This window comes from Streptomyces sp. NPDC057424 (assembly GCF_042803315.1).
Lineage (GTDB): Bacteria > Actinomycetota > Actinomycetes > Streptomycetales > Streptomycetaceae > Streptomyces.
The window spans coordinates 14,756-32,347 of the sequence record NZ_JBHVCP010000030.1 but is presented as its reverse complement, the minus strand read 5'-3'; the positions used below and the strand labels follow the sequence as shown (position 1 = coordinate 32,347).

The window sequence follows — 17,592 nt, the reverse complement described above, 5'->3', positions numbered from 1 at the left end:
GGGACGGTACGAAGCGGATATGGCGGACATAGGAAGCCAGGACGGCCACGGGATCAGAACGTTCCCCTTCCCGGTCGAGCTCAGCGTCGGCGGCGTCGGCATGCAGGTCGGGCCGATGGGGACCGGCCGCACCTGGCACGCCGACGCGCCGCTGGAGCGCGTGCACCGCATCGACTTCCACGTCGTCATGCTGTTCGGCGCGGGCCCGGTCCGGCACATGGTCGACTTCACCGAGTACGAGGCCATGGCCGGGGACCTGCTGTGGATCCGCCCGGGGCAGGTCCACCGCTTCTCGCGCAGCAGCGAGTACCGCGGAACCGTGCTGACCATGCAACCCGGCTTTCTGCCCCGCTCGACCGTGGAGGCCACCGGCCTCTACCGCTACGACCTGCCGCCGCTGTTGCGCCCCGAAGCGGCCCAACTCGCCGGTCTGGAAGCCGCGCTCGCCCAGCTGCGGCGCGAGTACGAGGACACGGCGACGCTCCCGCTGAGCCTGCACACCGCCGTCCTGCGCCACTGTCTGACGGCGTTCCTGCTGCGGCTCGCCCATCTGGCGGCGAGTTCCACCCAGGCCCTGCGGCAGCGGTCCGACTCCACCTTCACCCTTTTCCGGGACGCCGTGGAACGGGACTTCGCCACCAGCCACAGTGTCAGCGCCTATGCCGACGCGCTCGGCTACTCCCGCCGCACCCTGGTCCGGGCGGTGCGTGCCGCGACCGGCGACACCCCCAAGGCCTTCATCGACAAACGCGTGGTCCTGGAGGCCAAACGGCTCCTCGCCCACACCGAACTGCCGATCGGCCGGGTCGGCGTGGCGGTCGGCTTCCCGGACGCCGCGAACTTCTCCAAGTTCTTCCACCAGCACACGGACCAGACCCCGGCGGCGTTCCGGGCGGAGCTGCGGTGAACGCGGCCGGGCGCGGCGAAGAGGGGCCCCACGCGTGCGTGGAGCCCCTCCTCGGGAGTTCTCAGTGCCCGAAGGTGAACCAGTTGACGTTCACGAAGTCCGCCGGCTGTCCGCTGGTGAAGGTCAGATACACGTCGTGCGTGCCCGTCACCGCGCTGATGTTCGCCGGGACGGTCCGCCAGGACTGCCAGCCCCCGGTACTGCCCACCGCGAAACTCCCGACGGGCGCGTTGCTCCGGCTGTCCAGCCGCACCTCGACCAGCCCGCTGACGCCGCCCGCCGCTCCGCTCGCGACCCGGGCGCTGAACTGCCGGGCCGCCGAGGAGCCGAAGTTCACGCCCTTGAAGTGCAGCCAGTCGCCGTTGGCGAGCGCGCCCACGTTCCGGCCGCCGCCGGAGTCGGACGTCGTCTCGGTGATGACGCCCGACTGGCCGTCGTAGGACTCGGCCTGGATGCTGCCGTAGGCGTCGCGGTCGCCGGTCGGGGGAGGTGTGGTGCCGCCGCCGGACGACAGCACCTGCACGTAGTCGACGACCATCGCGTGGCCCGGCTGCGTCCCGGCGTCCGGGCCGCCGCCGAAGGCGTCGGGGAAGCCGCCGCCCATCGCGACGTTCAGGATGATGAAGAAGCCGTGGTCGGTGGCGTTTCTCCAGGTCGTCGCGTCGACCTGGTTGGCGCGCACGGTATGGAAGTTGACGCCGTCGAGATGGAAACGAATCTCCTCGACGCTCGTCGAGCGGTCCCACTCCATCCGGTAGGTGTGGAAGCCGGCCTGGCAGGAGGTGCCCTGGCAGGTGGTCGAACCGCCGATGCCGCTGGTCTCGTTGCAGGGGCCGCCCGGAGAGGTGCCGCAGTGCATCGTCGCGAACACCGTGTTCATGCCCTGGGTGTTCTCCATGATGTCCAGCTCGCCGACCGCCGGCCAGTTCCAGTAGTCACCGCGGTACGGGGAGCCCAGCATCCAGAAGGCGGGCCAGTAGCCCTTGGCGGCGGCGCCGGTGACGTTCGGCACCTGGATGCGGGACTCGACGCGGAGCTTGCCGCCGGCCGGGGGCTGGAAGTCGGTGCGGTTGGTCTCGATCCGGCCGGAGGTCCAGTTGCCGGCGGCGTCGCGCCGGGGCGTGATGCGGAGGTTGCCGTTGCCGTCGAGCGCGACGTTGTCCGTGCTGCTGGTCATCGTCTCGATCTCGCCGGTGCCCCAGTTGGCGGGACCGCCCGGGTAGCCCTTGCCGGTGGCGTACCGCCAGTCGGAGGTGTTGACGCCGGTGCCCGCGGCGCCGTTGAAGTCGTCCACGAACACCTGCGTCCAGCCCGAGGGGGGCGTCGGCGCGGAGGCGGTCGCGGACGGGGTGGCGACCGCGGAAGCGGCCGCCGCGAGGCAGAGCGTGCTGACGACGGCGACGAGCGCCTGCCGGAAGCGGCGCCGTCTGGGGGAGGTGCCGGTGGTGTCGCTCATGTGGGGATGCCTCTCGATCGCGTGCGGGAGGTGAGAGCGCTCTCAAAGTGCCGTCAATGTGCTCCACGCCGTCCGGGCCGTCAAGAGGTAAAGCCGGGAAAAGTACGGCGGCCCTCGATGAGTGCAGAGCTTGAACAGGGCTGGGCTCCCGACTGGTTGCGGGAGCGGCGGAGGTGCGGGCGACGAGGCTGGCTGAGAGCGCTCTCGGGCGAGGTCAGGGGCCACCTCGACCCTGCCTGGGCGACCGCGTCGCCGCCCCCCTGCCGTGAGGCCGCGCTGTTGAACAAGGGCTTCCTGGGCACTCGGGGTGGACGACGGACTACCGGTCGAGGCAGCTGGAGGCAACCGTGGCCGTTCGCCATCGCCTGATCCGAGTCGGCCCGGGCCCCGTCTGGGACGTCCTGGCCGACGGCCACCGCTACGCGGAGTGGGTGGTGGGAACCTCCGAGTCCCACCCGGTGCGCGGACAGTGGCCGCGTACGGGCGCGGCGATCCACTACGAGGTCCGGCTCGGGCCCATGCGGCTCGACAACGAGACGGTCGTCCGCCACTGCGAGGAAGGCACCCGCCTGGAGCTGGAGGCCCACGCCGGTGTGCTGGGCACGGCACGCATCGCGATCGAGCTGCGGCCCTGGGGCGAGTACTGCCTGGTGATCGTGGACGAGCATCCCCTGCGGGGCGCGGGCGGCCGGATGCACAACGTCGGCTTCGAGGCGCTGATCCAGCTGCGCCACCGCGCCATGCTGTCCCGCCTGGCCAGGCTCTGCGAGGCCGAGGCGCAGACCCCGGGGAGCGGCCGCCGCCCCCTGGGCCAGGTGACCTCGGGGCCCGAAGCGGGCGGGGCCGGCCATGCCTGACGCCGCGGTGATCGGCGCGGGCCCCAACGGCCTGGTGGCCGCCAATGTCCTCGCGGGCGCCGGGTGGAGCGTCGAGGTGCTGGAGGAGCAGCCCGAACCGGGCGGCGCCGTACGCCACGACCGGGGCGTCGACCCCGCCTTCGTCAGCGACCTGTTCAGCTCCTTCTACCCCCTCGCGGCCGCCTCGCCCGTCCTGGCCGCGCTGCACCCCGAGGAGCACGGGCTGCGCTGGAGCCACGCGCCCAGCGTGCTGGCCCACCCCCTCACCGACGGCAGCTGCGCCGTCCTGGACCGGAACGTCGACACCACCGCCGCGTCCCTCGACACCTTCGAACCGGGCGACGGAGCCGCCTGGCACCGGCTGCACGACGTGTGGCAGAGCCTGCACCCCGACCTCCTGGGCACCCTGTTCACCCCGTTCCCGCCCGTCCGCGCCACGGCACGGCTGGCGCTGCGGCTGCGGGCAGCGGGCGGACTGCGCATGGCCCGCTCCCTGGTGCTGCCGGTGCGGCGCCTGGGGGAGGAGGAGTTCCGCGGCCAGGGCGGGCGCCTGCTGCTGGCCGGCAACGCCCTGCACGCGGACCTCGCCCCCGAGTCGGCGGGCAGCGGCGGCTTCGGCTGGCTGATGACCATGCTGGGCCAGACCTACGGCTTCCCGGTTCCCACCGGCGGCTCCGGCGCCCTGACCTCGGCCCTGGTCCGGCGTCTGGAGGCCCGGGGCGGACGGGTGCGCTGCGGACAACGCGTCGAGCGGGTGCTCGTGCGCGGCGGCCGGGCCGTCGGTGTGCGCACGGCGGGCGGTGACGCGGTGCAGGCCCGCCGGGCGGTGCTGGCGGACGTGTCGGTGCCCGCCCTGTACGGCGAACTGGTCGACCCCGCCCACCTGCCCGCGCAGACCCTCGACGACCTGCGGCGCTTCCAGTGGGACTTCGCCACGTTCAAGGTCGACTGGGCGCTCGACGGCCCGGTGCCCTGGCAGGCCGAGCAGGCGTCCCGGGCCGGTACCGTGCACCTCGCCGACGGCATGGACGAGCTGACCCGCTTCGCCGCGCAGATCGCCATGCGGCAGGTACCCGACCGGCCGTTCCTGATCTTCGGCCAGATGACCACCTCCGACACCACCCGCTCCCCGCAGGGCACCGAATCGGCCTGGGCCTACACCCACATTCCCCACGAGATCCGCGCCGACGCCGGCGACGAGGGCATCACCGGCCGCTGGGACACCAAGGACCAGGAGCTCATGGCCGACCGCGTCGAACGCCAGGTGGAACGCTTCGCGCCCGGCTTCCGCTCCCTGGTCCGCGGCCGCCGCATCCTCGCGCCCCCGACGCTTCAGGCGCTCGACGGCAATCTCGCGGGCGGCGCCATCAACGGGGGTACCACCGCGATCCACCAGCAGCTCGTCTTCCGCCCGCTGCCCGGCACCGGCCGCCCGGAGACCCCGGTGCCGGGCCTGTACCTCGCCTCCTCCGGAGCCCACCCCGGTGGTGGGGTGCACGGCGCGCCCGGAGCCAACGCCGCACGGGCCGCCCTGCGCCGCAACCGGCCTCCCGGCCTCGTCGCCGCCCAGCGGCTCCTCGCCCATCGCGACCGCACCGGAGCCAGGCGCTGACCCGGCCTTCCCCGGGCCGGGCCGGCGCCGGAAGGAGAGGCAGCCCATGGCAGGCAGCCCGCTCGCCGAACGCACGATCGTCGTCACCGGAGCCGCCCGCGGCGTGGGTGCGGCTGTGGCCCGCGAAGCCGCCGGGCGCGGCGCCCGGGTGGCGCTCGTCGGCCATGAGAAGACCGCCCTGGACGCGGTGGCCGCCTCTCTGCCGGGCCCGGCCCTCGCTCTGGAGGCCGATGTCACCGACCTCTCCGCCCTGGAGGCTGCGGCAGCCACCGTGCGGGACCGCCTCGGCCCTCCCTCGGCGGTGGTGGCGAACGCCGGCATCGCCGAGGGAGGCGCGTTCCTCGCTTCGGACCCGGCCGCCTGGCGCCGCGTGATCGACGTCAACCTCACCGGCAGCGCCCAGACGGCCCGGGTGTTCCTGCCGGACCTGCTCGACACGGCGGGCTACTTCCTCCAGGTCGCCTCCCTGGCCTCGATCGGCGCCGCCCCGCTGATGAGCGCCTACTGCGCCTCCAAGGCGGGGGCCGAGGCCTTCGCGCACTCCCTGCGCGCGGAGGTGGCGCACCGCGGGGTCGGGGTGGGCATCGCCTACCTCAACTGGACGGACACCGACATGATCCGCGACGCCGACCGGTACGACGTGCTGCGGGAACTGCGACGGCACATGCCCCCGCCGGCCCGCCGCGTGTACCCCGTGGACGCGGTCGCCGCCCGCCTGGTCAGAGGCATGGAGCGGCGGCGCACGGCCGTCTACGCACCGGCGTGGCTGCGGCTGGCCCAGCCGATACGCCCGGCCATGCCCCCCGTGGTCCTGCGCGTGGCGCGCCGCGAACTGCCCCGTCTGGAGGCCACCGGCCCGGTCCGCTACACCGGGCCGCTCGGCGCCGGCGGCCGGGCCGACCGTGCGGCGGCCGGGCCGGGTTCCTGACGGCGGCTGTCCGGCATGCCCGGACGGGCACGGTCATGCCGGACACTGGTCAGCAGGAGGAGGGAGGCCGACCGTGCTGACCGGAGTCCGCGAACAGCTGGGCCAGGCCCTGTTCAGCCGCGTCGCGGGACCCGGCGGGCCCGCGACCCGTGCCCGTATCCACCACACCCCCGGCCCGCGCTGGTTCGGGCCGGACCGGCCGATCCGCACGGTCCACGGCGACGCCTCGATGTTCATCGGCGGTCTGACCGCCCTGCTCCTGCAGTCGCTGCATCCGCTGGCGATGGCGGCCGTCGCCGGGCACTCCGGCTTCCGCGGCGACCCGTGGGGCCGGTTGCAGCGCACCAGCACCTTCCTGGCCGTGACGACGTACGGCACCGCCACGGACGCCCAGGAGGCGGTCGACCACGTGCGCGGCATCCACGAACGGATCCGCGGCACGAGCGCCGAGGGCATGCCGTACCACGCGGCCGACCCCCACCTGCTCGGCTGGGTGCACGCCGCCGAGACGGACAGCTTCCTGCGCGCCCACGAACGCTACGGGGCCCGGCCGCTGGACGCCGCCGGCTACGACGCCTACGTCGCCGACACCGCGCGCGTCGCCGAGGCGCTGGGGGCCGTCGACCCACCGCGGGACCGCCGCGAACTGGCCGAGCGCCTGACCGCCTACCGGCCCGAACTGCGGGCCACGCCCGAGGCCCGGGCCGCCGCCCGCTTCCTGCTGTTCCAGCCTCCCCTGCCCCTTCCCGTCCGGCCCTTCTACGGCGGGCTGGCCGCGAACGCCGTCACCCTGCTGCCGCCCTGGGCGCGCGGCATGCTGCGGCTGCCCCGGGTGCCGGTCGTCGAGGACCTCGCCGTACGTCCCACCGGCTTGGCCCTGACCCGGACCATCCGCTGGGCCATGGCCCCGGCCCGGGAGACCTGACCCTCGGGGCAAGCGGCCCGGCGGACCCCGGCACCGCTCAGGGCTGCCACCCCAGCGCCCGCGAGATCCCTCGTGCCGCCACCCGCACCGCGGGGCCCAGGACCGGCACCTGGGCGTCCGCGTGGGGCACCACGATCGACACGGCGGCGGTCACCGTGCCGTCCGCGCCGCGTACCGGCGCGGCCACCGACAGGGCGTCCTCCGTGACCTGGCGGTCGCTCACCGCGATCCCCGACCTGCGCACCTCGGCCAGCGCCCGGCGCAGTCGCTCCGGTTCGGTGATCGTGTGCGGGGTGAAGGACGCGAGTTCGCCCGCGCAGTACTCCTTCTGCAACACCGGATCGCCGTGGGCCAGCAGCGCGAGTCCGACCCCGGTGGCGTGCAGCGGCCAGCGGGCGCCGACGCGGATGTGCACGCCGACCGCCGACCGCCCCGACAGCCACTCGATGTAGACGACGTCCGAGCCGTCCCGCACGGCCAGCTGCACGTTCTCGTGCGTCGCCTCGTACAGGTCCTCCAGATACGGCAGCGCGATCTGCCGCAGGGCGAGGCCGCGCGGGGCCAGAGCGGCGAGCTCCCACAGCCGCAGCCCCACGTGGTAGACGCCGGACTCGTCCCGCTCCAGGGCGCCCCACTCGGTGAGCGCGCCCACCAGGCGGTGCGCGGTGGTCAGGCTCAGCCCGGCCCGCCGGCTGATGTCCGTCAGGCACAGCGCCGGATGCTCGTGGTCGAAAGCCGCGAGCACGGACAGCAGTCGGCCGGGCGCGGTGGGGGCGGTCATGGCCGGGCGTCTCCCGGGTGAGCGAGGTCGTAGGGGCGGGGGTAGCTGCTCGGGCGGTACGGAAGGTAGCGGGGCTCGGTCGTCGGATCCTCGGCCCTCGCCCGGGAGTTGAGGGCGCCGGGCGAGGCGTCCCAGCGGCCGGTGTCCAGGCGGTGCTCCAGGGTGTGCAGGGCGGCCAGTGTCTCGCCCGGGGTGAAGGTGCAGTGGCCCGGGGCGTCGACGTACGCCTGGCGCAGGAGCCCGGCGGAGCCCGCCGCCGTGGCGGCCCTCCGGTAGGCGCTCTCCGACTGCACCGGGATCAGGGCGTCACCGGTCGTGTGGATGGTCAGCTGGGGGTCGGTGAGGCGGCCGGAGAGCACGCTGGTGTTCCGCATCCACCGCACCGCGGACGGGTCGGCGGAGATCCGGGGTGCCCGGCCCAGGGCCGAGAGGTCGGTGCGCAAGGACAGTCCCGCCTCCTTGTAGAGCTCTGTCACCTCTTTGTACAGCGGGGAGCGCAGGAGTATCGAGCGGTAGTCGACGCCCGTGTTCCAGGACGGGTTGCCGCCCGCCCGGCTCTCGGCCTCCTGCCGCCAGCTGAACGCGGGCAGTTGCAGCAGGCCCCGGACGGCGGAGTACTGGTTGGCTTGGGCGGTCTTCCAGTCGGTGGGGCCCGGCTCGGTCTGCGCAGGGTCGTTGTGGCCGGGGATGTTGTGCAGGGCGGCGGCCAGGGCGATCCGGGCCTTTCCCCCGGGGGTCTGCTGGGCCGCGTCGACCTTCGAGGTGAGCGCCTTGCCCGCGGCGACCGCCTCGGCCTGGTCGGCGAACCCGGCGAGCCGGACGCCGGAGTCCGGGGCGAGCAGCGTGCGCAGCGCGAACACCGGGTCCAGGGTGCTGTTCCAGTTGGCGACCCCGCCCTGCACCAGCCCGCACATCGCCAGCGAACCGTCGAACCGGCCGGCGTGCCGCTCGGCGAGCATGCTGGTGACGAAGCCGCCGTACGAGGTGCCCCAGGCGAGCGTCCGCCCGGCCGGGCCGAACTTCTCCGTGAACACGTCCAGTGTGGCGAGCTGGTCGGGCACCGCCTCCGTGATCGCCCAGCCGTTCGTCGCGTACGAGGAGCCGATCAGGGCGTACCCCTCGGCCAGCAGCTGGTCGCGGGCTTCCGGACCGGGCGTGTTCTGGGCCGGGTTGGGGGCCCCGGCCGGGGTGTAGCCGTGGCTGTAGAGCAGCACGGTGCCGTTCCAGGACGCGGGGACGTCCATCACGTAGGCGGCGCCGGAGGGGAGCAGGCCCTCCAGGTGGGTGGCGGTGGCGGCGGCCCGCGCCGGCAGGGCGGTCGCCGCCAGGGTCAGGCAGGCGGTCAGTAGGGCGAGGCGGATCCTCAACGAGGGGTTCCTTCCAGGGCGGGGGCGGCGGTGGGGGAGTCCAGCGCGTCGGTGTGGGTCTCGCGCAGCCGCCACACGGTGATCGCGGTGACGGCCGCACCGGCGCACAGCAGCAGCGACACCGGGGTGCTGCCGCCCCCGAAGGAGGCCAGGAGGCTGCCGGCGATCAGCGGGGAGAACCCGGCGCCGATCAGGGTCGCCCCCTGGTAGCCGAGGGAGGCGCCGGTGTAGCGGACGCGGGTGCCGAACATCTCGGTGAGCAGGGCGCCCAAGGGGCCGTACATCGTGGACTGGGCGACGCCGTGGCCGAGCGCCAGGGCGAGGATCAGCAGGCCGGGGGAGCCGGAGTCGACCAGCGCCAGCACGGGGAAGGCGAGCGCCGCCGAGGCGACGGCACCGGCGAGGACGACGGGCCGGCGCCCGACCCGGTCCGACAGCGCGGACGCGGCGGGCAGGACGACGAGGGCCACGCAGGAGGCGATGGTGACGGCGGTCAGCACCTGCGGGCGGCTGTACCCCTCGCCGACGGCGTAGGAGATCATGAAGCTCGTCAGCAGGGACTGTGCGGTGAACGCGCCGATGCCGACGCAGGCGGCCAGCAGCACGGGCTTCGGGCGGCGCAGCACCTCCACGATCGGCGGCCGGGCCACCGGCTCGCGCTTGACCTGTGCGAACAGCGGGCTCTCGGCGACCTTCAGACGCACGAACAGGCCGACGGCCAGCAGCACGATGCTGAGCAGGAACGGAACCCGCCAGCCCCAGGAGCGGAACTGCTCGTCCGGCAGGGTGGCGACAAGGGTGACGACACCGGCCGACAGCACGGAACCGAGCGGGGCGCCGAGCTGGGTGAAGCTGGACCACAGGCCGCGCCGGGAACCCCGCGCGTGCTCGGCGTGCTCGACGACCATCAGCATCGCGCCGCCCCATTCGCCGCCGATCGCGATGCCCTGCACCACGCGCAGGGCGACCAGCAGCACCGGGGCCCAGACGCCGATCGTGTCGTACGTCGGCAGCAGGCCGATGAGGAAGCTCCCGGTCCCCATGAGGATCATGGTCAGCAGCAGCATCGACTTGCGGCCGAGCCGGTCGCCGAAGTGCCCGAAGACGATGCCGCCGAGCGGCCGGGCGAGATAGCCCGCGGCGAAGGTGCCGAACGCCGCGATGGTGCCGACCGCCGGGTCGGCCCGCGGGAAGAACAGCTCCCCGAAGACGAGCGCGGCGACCGTGCCGTAGACGAGGAAGTCGTAGAACTCGACGGTCGTGCCGAGCAGGCCGGAGACGGCGACACGGCGCAACTGCCGGGAATCCGGGGATGGCTGGGCGGCTGACGGGGATGGCTGCACGGGGAGCTCCCTGGGGACGGGGCGCGGTTGGGCCGTGAAGTTATGCATCCATTGTGCAGCCGTCAATCAGTTGCACAACATCAGTTCAGGCCGTCCTCGGCGATCCGCAGCAGCAGTGCGTGCAGGGTCTCCCGCTCGGTCGGGTCGAGCGGGCCCAGGAGTTCGCCGGTCACCCGCAGGCCGGCCTCGTCGGTGTCGCGCAGGAAGTCGCGGCCGCTGTCGGCCAGGACGACGATCCGGCTGCGGCGGTCGTCGGGGGAGGGGCGGCGCTCGGCGAAGCCCAGCTTCTCCAGGTCGTCGACCAGGCCGACGATCGCGCTCGGGTCGTAGCCGAGCCGCGCGCTCAGCTCGCGCTGCAGGGCGCCGTCCGTGGTGGCGAGGTAGCGCAGTACGGCGTAGTGGCGCAGGCGCAGGCCCGACTCCTGGAGGCAGGCGTTGAAGAGCTGCCCCGAGCGCAGGCCGAGCCGGTACAGCAGGTAGCCCGTGTCGGCGTGCAGTCCGCGCATCCACGGCTCGTGGGCGTCGATGGGCTTCGCGGTGGCGTTCTGGCGTGTGATGGCGGGCTCCCTGTGCTCGGTGCTGCTTGCCGGTGATTCCAGCATCCCGCACCCACAGGTCTCCAACAACTATTGACGTCAACAATTATTGCTCTTAGCTTCGATCTCGAAGCCGCACCACCCGCATCAGCTCGTGAAGGGACCCTCCCGTGCCCAGCATCGATCTCTCCGGCAAGGCCGCCGTCGTCACCGGCAGCGGCCGGGGCCTCGGCCTCGCCTATGCCCACGCCCTGGCCGCCCACGGCGCGTCCGTGGTCGTCAACGACGTCGACGAGGCCGTGGCCGAGGCGGCCGTGAAGTCCATCGTGGAGGCGGGCGGCAAGGCCGTCGCCGAGGTCGTCCCGGTCGGCACCGCCGAGGCCGCCGAGCGGCTGGTGAACCGCGCGGTCGAGGAGTTCGGCCGCCTGGACGTCCTCGTCACCAACGCGGGCATCCTGCGCGACAAGGTGCTGTGGAAGATGACCGACGAGGACTTCGACGCGGTGCTCACCACCCACCTCAAGGGCACCTTCACCTGCGCCCGCGCCGCCGCCGTCCGGATGCGCGAGCAGGGCGAGGGAGGCTCGCTGATCCTGGTCGGTTCCCCGGCCGGTCAGCGGGGCAACTTCGGCCAGACGAACTACGCCGCCGCCAAGGCCGGGATCGCCGCCATGGCCCGCACCTGGTCCATGGAACTGGGCCGCGCGGGCATCACGGTCAACGCGATCGTGCCGGTCGCCGCCACCGCGATGACCGAGACCATCCCGGCCTTCGCCCCGTACATCGAGGCCATGAAGAACGGCGAGCCCCTGCCGGACTTCCTGCGCAAGGGCGAGGGCTTCGGAACCCCCGAGGACTGCGCGGCCCTGGTCCCGTTCCTCGCCTCCGAGGCCGCCCGGGGCGTCACCGGTCAGTGCGTCGGCATCGGCGGCGACAAGGTGGCACTCTGGTCGCATCCGCAGGAGATCAGGGCGGCCTACGCCGACGGCGGCTGGACCCCGGACACGCTGGCCGACGCCTGGCCCACCTCGGTCGGTGCCGAGCTCCAGTCGGTCGGCATCCCGGCGCCGAAGTTCCCGGAGGCGTGATGGACCCCTCTATGAACGTCGAGGACCTGGTCGCGATCGACGTCCACACCCACGCGGAGGTGTCGTCCAAAGGCCACTCCTCCCTGGACGACGACCTGCACGACGCCTCCTCCGCCTACTTCAAGGTCGAGGGCAAGCGGAAGCCGACCCTGGAGGAGACGGCCGCCTACTACCGCGAGCGGAACATGGCCGCCGTGATCTTCACGGTCGACGCCGAGTCCGCCACCGGCACCCCGCCCGTCCCGAACGAGGAGGTCGCCGAGGCGGCCGCCGCCAACGCCGACGTCCTCATCCCCTTCGCCTCCATCGACCCCTTCCGGGGGAAGGCGGGCGTCAAGCAGGCCCGCCGCCTGGTCGAGGAGTACGGGGTGAAGGGCTTCAAGTTCCACCCCAGCATCCAGGGCTTCTTCCCCAACGACCGCTCGGTGGCGTACGACCTGTACGAGGTGATCGAGGAGACGGGCGCGATCGCCCTCTTCCACACCGGACAGACGGGCATCGGCGCCGGCGTCCCCGGCGGGGGCGGGATCAGGCTGAAGTACTCCAACCCGCTCCACGTGGACGACGTGGCGGCCGACTTCCCGCACCTGAAGATCATCCTGGCGCACCCGTCCTTCCCCTGGCAGGACGAGGCCCTGGCCGTCGCCACACACAAGCCGGGCGTTCACATCGACCTGTCCGGCTGGTCGCCGAAGTACTTCCCGCCGCAGCTCGTGCAGTACGCGAACACCCTGCTCAAGGACAAGGTCCTCTTCGGCTCCGACTTCCCCGTCCTCACCCCCGACCGCTGGCTCGCCGACTTCGACAAGCTGACGATCAAGGAAGAGGTCCGGCCGAAGATCCTCAAGGAGAACGCGGCCCGCCTCCTCGGGCTGACGCAACCGTAAGGGGCGTGACATGCGCAACGAGGGACTGGGGTCATGGCCCGCACGCCGGGCCCGCAAGACCCCGCACCGCACCGCCCTGATCCACGGCGACACCACCCGCACCTACGCCGGCCTGCACGACCGCACCACCCGCCTGGCACACGCCCTGCGCGCCCGGGGCGTGCGCCGCGGCGACCGTATCGCCTACCTCGGCCCGAACCACCCCTCCTACCTGGAGACCCTGTTCGCGGCCGGCACCCTCGGCGCGGTCTTCGTCCCGCTCAACATCCGCCTCGCCGGCCCCGAGATCGCCTACCAGCTCGCCGACTCCGGCGCGCGGGCCCTCGTCTACGGCCCGTCCTACGCCGGTCTGGTCGCGGGCCTGCCCGGCAGCACGGACGTCCGCGTCTATCTGGAAGCCGGCGGCGAGTACGAGGCGGCCGTCGCCGAGGCGTCCGGGGAGCCGGTCGACGAACCGGTCGGCGCCGACGACACCTGCATCATCATGTACACCTCGGGCACGACAGGCCGCCCCAAGGGCGCCATGCTCACCCACGGCAACCTCACCTGGAACGCGATCAACGTCCTCATCGACCACGACCTGGTCGCCGACGAACGAGCCCTGGTCTCCGCCCCGCTGTTCCACACCGCCGGCCTGAACATGCTGACGCTCCCCGTCCTGCTGAAGGGCGGCACCTGCGTCCTGGTCGACGCCTTCGACCCGGACGCCACCTTCGACCTCATCGAACGGCACCGGATCACCTTCATGTTCGGCGTGCCCACCATGTTCGACCAGGTGGCCCGTCACCCGCGCTGGCCGGACGCGGACCTGTCGTCGCTCCGCATCCTCACCTGCGGCGGCTCCCCGGTCCCCACCCCGCTGATCGTCGCGTACCAGGAGCGCGGTCTGACCTTCCTCCAGGGCTACGGCATGACCGAGGCCGCTCCCGGCACGCTCTTCCTCGACGCCGAACACGCCGTCGCCAAGGCGGGTTCGGCGGGCGTGCCCCACTTCTTCAGCGACGTACGCGTCGTCCGGCCCGACCTGTCGCCGGTCGGCACCGGCGAGGTGGGCGAGATCGTGGTGCGCGGCCCGCACGTCATGCCCGGCTACTGGGGGCTGCCCGAGGAGACGGCCGCCTCCTTCGTGGACGGCTGGTTCCGCAGCGGGGACGCCGCCCAGGTCGACGAGGACGGCTACGTCCACATCGTCGACCGCATCAAGGACATGATCATCTCGGGTGGCGAGAACATCTACCCCGCCGAGATCGAGGACCAGCTCCTCGCCCACCCCGACATCGTCGAGTGCGCGGTGATCGGGGTGCCGGACGACAAGTGGGGCGAGGTGCCGCGCGCGGTCGTCGTGCCCCGCGAGGGCGCGGCCCTCGACCCCGACGAGCTGCTCGCGTCGCTCGCGGGCCGCCTCGCCAAGTACAAGATCCCCAAGTCGGTGGTCGTCGCGGACGAACTCCCGCGCACCGCCTCCGGAAAACTCCTCAAGTCCCGTGTGCGTACGCGCTACGGCAACCAGTAAGGATCCGCATGAGCATCACCGTCAACGGCCTCGACGAACTCAAGAAGCTCGCCGGCAGCGACCTCGGCACCAGCGAGTGGATCGAGGTGACGCAGGAGCGCATCAACACCTTCGCCGACGCCACGGGTGACCACCAGTGGATCCACGTGGACCCCGAGCGCGCCAAGGCGGGCCCCTTCGGCGCGCCCATCGCGCACGGTTACCTCACGCTCTCCCTCTTCATACCGCTGTTCACCGAGCTGCTGGACGTCCAGGGCGTGACGACGAAGGTCAACTACGGCCTCAACAAGGTGCGTTTCCCCTCCCCCGTGAAGGTCGGCTCCCGCATCCGGCTGGTGGCGAAGCTCGCCGAGGTCGAGGAGGTGCCGGGCGGTGTGCAGATCACCGTCGAGGGCGCCATCGAGATCGAGGGCGGCAGCAAGCCGGCCGCGGTGCTGCAGAGCCTCTCGCGGTTCTACGCCTGAGGCCGCGCGGGCACCAGGTCCAGAAGGCGTTCCGAGGCGTCGCGGGCGAGCGGTGACAGCCGTTCGTGCACGGTCCGGAACGTCTTCTCGGCCCGTTCGGCCGGCCAGTCGTGCGGCAGGTGCCCGACGGGCAGCCGCGGGTCGCGCCGGACGATCCCCAGCCACTCCGTCTGGAGGCGCAGGCGTAGCGCGAGGGCGTCGCCGGCGTCCGGCAGGTCGCTTTCCCAGGCCTGCCAGCGCCGTACGAACCCCTCGTAGCGCCCGGCCAGGTCCGGCAGTTCCCAGGTCTCCTCGATCATCTGGCCGATGTCCATGCCGGTGTCCGCGTGTGCCCGGAACACCTTCACGTGGGCGGCCAGGCCCAGCTCGGCCACCAGGGCCGACACGTCGACCTCGCCGGGTGCGATCCACAGGCCGTTGAAGAGCGGGCCGAAGCCGCTCCAGGTCAGCTGGGAGCGCAGGTCGTGGCGCCGACGCTGCCAGGACTCCGGCAGGGAGAAACCGAGCAGCGTCCAGGTGCCGTCCCACCGCCGGTTGACGGCGCCCGTCTGCCAGATCCGCCGCTCGCCGTCGCGCAGCACCGCCTCCGAGCGTTCGGTCAGCCCGAAGTACATACGGCGGCCCTCGCGCTGGCGGCGCAGCAGGTCACGGCCCACCATGCGGCTCAGCGTGGAGCGGGTGGCCTGCTCGCCGATCCCGGCGCGGGCGAACACGTCGATGACGCTGCCCGAGTACACGCACACGTCACGGCCGAGCACCTGGTCGCCCAGGAACGTCAGCATGAGGGACTGGGGCCGCAGCGACTCTTCACCGGTCACGCGGCCCACCGTACCTCCGCGGATCAGTCCGTGACCTGCTGGTACCCGGGGTCGGGAACCCACGGCGTCGACGAACACGGGTTCGAGTGGAGCCGTGTGTCCGCCCACGGGTCACCGTCCCCGGGCGGGTGCGGGACCGGCGCGTGCGGGTCGACCGAGGCGCCGAGCCGGCCGGGGCCGTGCCGGTTGCCGTCGCCGCCGCGCGGCCGGAGGCAGAAGGACTCCTCGCCCGTGGTCATCGGGATGCGCAGGGTGCAGGTGCCCCTGCCGCCGGAGACGTCCTGCGACCGGGACGACTGGGTGCCGTTCGCGGCGGTCCTGGCGAGCCACTCGCGTGGCCGGGCCTCGAGGTGTACCAGGGCGGTCCGCGCGTCGGGCGGGTCGCCCGTCAGCACGTCCTGCGAGTACGGCGGCTCCTGGCCGTGGGCGAGCAGGGCCCGGTCGTGGCCGTAGGCGACGGAGCGGCGTGCGGACCGGCGGGCAGGTCATGGACACGACGGTCGTGCAGGTGCCCGTCAAGCGCGCCATGATCAAAACCGGCGAGAAGGCGGTGCCGCTCGCCGACGCCGCGAAGTTCCCGGGGCGCGGGACGGCGAAGGTCCGCGGTCCCGAGGACCTGGACGCGGTGGTGACGAACGGGCCGGTCGACGCGGCGACGCGGGCCTCCTTCCAGGAGGATGCGTCGAGGTCGTCGTGGCGGGAAAGGTGCAAGAGTGAAGCTGACGATTCTGGGCGGCGGAGGATTCCGCGTCCCGCTGGTGTACGGAGCGCTCCTCCAGGACCACGCCGAGGGCCGGGTGACGCACGTCGTCCTGCACGATCCGGACCCCGGACGGCTCTCGGCCGTGACACGTGTCCTCGCCGAGCAGGCGGCGGGCGTCCCCGACGCGCCCCGGGTGAGCGCCACGACCGGCCTCGACGAGGCCCTGCGCGGCGCCGACTTCGTGTTCTCCGCGATCCGCGTCGGCGGCCTGGAGGGACGCGCGAACGACGAGCGGGTGGCCCTCGCCGAGGGCGTGCTGGGCCAGGAGACGGTGGGCGCGGGCGGCATCGCCTACGGCCTGCGCACCGTCCCGGTCGCCGTCGACATCGCGCAGCGGGTGGCCCGGCTCGCCCCCGACGCCTGGGTCATCAACTTCACCAACCCGGCCGGGCTGGTCACCGAGGCCATGTCCCGCCACCTCGGCGACCGCGTCATCGGCATCTGCGACTCCCCGGTCGGTCTCGGCCGCCGTATCGCCCGGGTGCTCGGCGCGAACCCGAAGGAGGCCTGGATCGACTACGTCGGCCTCAACCACCTCGGCTGGGTGCGCGGCCTGCGCGTCGCCGGCCGGGACGAACTGCCGCGCCTGCTCGCCGACCCCCACCTGCTCGGCTCGTTCGAGGAGGGCAAGCTCTTCGGTGCCGACTGGCTGCGGTCCCTGGGCGCGATCCCCAACGAGTACCTGCACTACTACTACTTCAACCGGGAAGCCGTACGGGCCTACCAGCAGGCCGAGAAGACCCGCGGTGCGTTCCTGCGCGACCAGCAGGCCCGCTTCTACGCCGAGATGGGCAACCCGGACGCCCCGGCCCTGAAGGTGTGGGACGACACCCGCGCCGAGCGCGAGGCCACGTACATGGCCGAGAACCGCGAGACCGCGGGCGCCGGCGAACGCGACGAGGACGACCTGTCCGGCGGGTACGAGAAGGTGGCCCTCGCCCTGATGCGGGCCATCGCCCGGGACGAGCGCACCACTCTGATCCTCAACGTACGCAACCGGCGCACGCTGGCGGTCCTGGACGCGGAGGCCGTCATCGAGGTGCCGTGCCTCGTCGACGCCAACGGCGCCCACCCCGTCGCCGTCGACCCGCTGCCCGACCACGCCACCGGCCTGGTCTGCGCGGTCAAGGCGGTCGAGCGCGAGGTGCTGGACGCCGCCGGCTCCGGCTCCCGCGCGACGGCCGTGAAGGCCTTCGCGCTGCACCCGCTCGTCGACTCGGTCGCCGTGGCCCGCAGGCTGGTCGAGGGGTACACCGAGGTGCACCCCGGGTTGGCGTACCTTAGGTGAACGCCGTTCGGTAAGCGCTTTCCCCCACCGCTTCCCGCCCGCCGGCTCTTCCCGCTTCC

General features: G+C 73.0%; 16 protein-coding genes and 3 pseudogenes. 11 read left to right on the top strand and 8 right to left on the bottom strand.

The window, feature by feature from the left end; translation table 11 throughout:
* Positions 1 to 19: 19 nt before the first annotated feature.
* Positions 20 to 907, top strand: coding sequence for a helix-turn-helix domain-containing protein (locus ACFU3E_RS23135; protein ID WP_384161268.1), 888 nt, complete (start codon positions 20 to 22; stop codon positions 905 to 907).
* Positions 908 to 968: 61 nt separating this feature from the next.
* Here ACFU3E_RS23135 and ACFU3E_RS23130 read toward each other — a convergent pair whose 3' ends face one another.
* Entirely contained in the window at positions 969 to 2,363 is a 1,395-nt protein-coding gene (locus ACFU3E_RS23130) for a glycoside hydrolase family 16 protein (protein WP_384161266.1), read from the bottom strand.
* A 347-nt stretch (positions 2,364 to 2,710) separates the two neighbouring features.
* Between ACFU3E_RS23130 and ACFU3E_RS23125 the strand changes: the two genes are divergently transcribed.
* The 4 genes from ACFU3E_RS23125 (at position 2,711) to ACFU3E_RS23110 (ending at position 6,685) form a co-directional block, all read left to right on the top strand.
* The gene (locus ACFU3E_RS23125; protein WP_384161264.1) at positions 2,711 to 3,220 is read left to right on the top strand and encodes an SRPBCC family protein; all 510 of its coding nucleotides are present in this window, start codon (positions 2,711 to 2,713) and stop codon (positions 3,218 to 3,220) included.
* Positions 3,213 to 4,832, top strand: coding sequence for a phytoene desaturase family protein (locus tag ACFU3E_RS23120; RefSeq protein ID WP_384161261.1), 1,620 nt, complete (start codon positions 3,213 to 3,215; stop codon positions 4,830 to 4,832). Before ACFU3E_RS23125 ends, ACFU3E_RS23120 begins: the two co-directional genes overlap by 8 nt.
* A gap of 46 nt (positions 4,833 to 4,878) precedes the next feature.
* Positions 4,879 to 5,760 carry an SDR family oxidoreductase gene (locus ACFU3E_RS23115; RefSeq protein WP_384161258.1) on the top strand — a complete coding sequence of 294 codons (882 nt, stop codon included), beginning with the start codon at positions 4,879 to 4,881 and terminating at the stop codon, positions 5,758 to 5,760.
* A gap of 73 nt (positions 5,761 to 5,833) precedes the next feature.
* Positions 5,834 to 6,685: an oxygenase MpaB family protein gene (locus tag ACFU3E_RS23110; RefSeq protein ID WP_384161255.1), complete on the top strand. Its 852-nt coding sequence runs from the start codon at positions 5,834 to 5,836 to the stop codon at positions 6,683 to 6,685.
* 37 nt (positions 6,686 to 6,722) lie between these two features.
* On the opposite strand, the gene ACFU3E_RS23105 is transcribed toward ACFU3E_RS23110, so the two are convergent.
* The 4 genes from ACFU3E_RS23105 to ACFU3E_RS23090 all read right to left on the bottom strand — a co-directional run bounded on the left by ACFU3E_RS23105 (position 6,723) and on the right by ACFU3E_RS23090 (position 10,682).
* The gene (locus ACFU3E_RS23105; protein ID WP_384161252.1) at positions 6,723 to 7,466 is read right to left on the bottom strand and encodes an IclR family transcriptional regulator; all 744 of its coding nucleotides are present in this window, start codon (positions 7,464 to 7,466) and stop codon (positions 6,723 to 6,725) included.
* Positions 7,463 to 8,833, bottom strand: a complete 1,371-nt coding sequence (locus ACFU3E_RS23100; RefSeq protein ID WP_384161249.1) for an alpha/beta hydrolase family protein — start codon at positions 8,831 to 8,833, stop codon at positions 7,463 to 7,465. The genes ACFU3E_RS23105 and ACFU3E_RS23100 overlap by 4 nt, the downstream gene beginning before the upstream one ends.
* The gene (locus tag ACFU3E_RS23095; RefSeq protein ID WP_384161246.1) at positions 8,830 to 10,176 is read right to left on the bottom strand and encodes an MFS transporter; all 1,347 of its coding nucleotides are present in this window, start codon (positions 10,174 to 10,176) and stop codon (positions 8,830 to 8,832) included. Before ACFU3E_RS23095 ends, ACFU3E_RS23100 begins: the two co-directional genes overlap by 4 nt.
* 80 nt (positions 10,177 to 10,256) lie before the next feature.
* Entirely contained in the window at positions 10,257 to 10,682 is a 426-nt protein-coding gene (locus ACFU3E_RS23090) for a MarR family winged helix-turn-helix transcriptional regulator (RefSeq protein WP_384161407.1), read from the bottom strand.
* A 200-nt stretch (positions 10,683 to 10,882) separates the two neighbouring features.
* Between ACFU3E_RS23090 and ACFU3E_RS23085 the strand changes: the two genes are divergently transcribed.
* From ACFU3E_RS23085 to ACFU3E_RS23070, 4 genes are read left to right on the top strand one after another with little or no spacing between them, the layout of a single operon-like run.
* Positions 10,883 to 11,800 (top strand): SDR family NAD(P)-dependent oxidoreductase, encoded by a 918-nt coding sequence (locus tag ACFU3E_RS23085; RefSeq protein WP_384161243.1) that lies wholly within the window; start codon positions 10,883 to 10,885, stop codon positions 11,798 to 11,800.
* An 11-nt stretch (positions 11,801 to 11,811) separates the two neighbouring features.
* On the top strand, positions 11,812 to 12,687 hold the full coding sequence (locus tag ACFU3E_RS23080) for an amidohydrolase family protein (protein WP_384161240.1): 876 nt from the start codon (positions 11,812 to 11,814) through the stop codon (positions 12,685 to 12,687).
* Positions 12,688 to 12,697: 10 nt separating this feature from the next.
* Positions 12,698 to 14,200 carry a long-chain fatty acid--CoA ligase gene (locus ACFU3E_RS23075; RefSeq protein ID WP_384161237.1) on the top strand — a complete coding sequence of 501 codons (1,503 nt, stop codon included), beginning with the start codon at positions 12,698 to 12,700 and terminating at the stop codon, positions 14,198 to 14,200.
* Positions 14,201 to 14,208: 8 nt separating this feature from the next.
* Complete coding sequence (locus ACFU3E_RS23070) at positions 14,209 to 14,664, top strand: MaoC family dehydratase (RefSeq protein ID WP_384161233.1); 456 nt, start codon at positions 14,209 to 14,211, stop codon at positions 14,662 to 14,664.
* Here ACFU3E_RS23070 and ACFU3E_RS23065 read toward each other — a convergent pair.
* From ACFU3E_RS23065 to ACFU3E_RS23055, 3 genes and pseudogenes are all read right to left on the bottom strand, one after another.
* The gene (locus ACFU3E_RS23065) at positions 14,655 to 15,482 is read right to left on the bottom strand and encodes a PaaX family transcriptional regulator C-terminal domain-containing protein (protein ID WP_384161230.1); all 828 of its coding nucleotides are present in this window, start codon (positions 15,480 to 15,482) and stop codon (positions 14,655 to 14,657) included. The two genes, ACFU3E_RS23070 and ACFU3E_RS23065, sit on opposite strands and share 10 nt — an antisense overlap.
* A 77-nt stretch (positions 15,483 to 15,559) precedes the next feature.
* A pseudogene (locus ACFU3E_RS23060) lies at positions 15,560 to 15,769 on the bottom strand (histidinol-phosphatase); the annotation flags it as partial.
* Positions 15,770 to 15,778: 9 nt separating this feature from the next.
* A pseudogene (locus ACFU3E_RS23055) lies at positions 15,779 to 15,943 on the bottom strand (carbohydrate kinase family protein); the annotation flags it as partial.
* On the opposite strand from ACFU3E_RS23055, the pseudogene ACFU3E_RS23050 reads away from it, so the two are divergent.
* A pseudogene (locus ACFU3E_RS23050) lies at positions 15,943 to 16,199 on the top strand (ArsR family transcriptional regulator); the annotation flags it as partial. The pseudogenes ACFU3E_RS23055 and ACFU3E_RS23050 overlap by 1 nt on opposite strands.
* The gene (locus ACFU3E_RS23045) at positions 16,196 to 17,533 is read left to right on the top strand and encodes a 6-phospho-beta-glucosidase (RefSeq protein WP_384161227.1); all 1,338 of its coding nucleotides are present in this window, start codon (positions 16,196 to 16,198) and stop codon (positions 17,531 to 17,533) included. The pseudogene ACFU3E_RS23050 and the gene ACFU3E_RS23045, both read left to right, overlap by 4 nt.
* Positions 17,534 to 17,592: the final 59 nt, after the last annotated feature.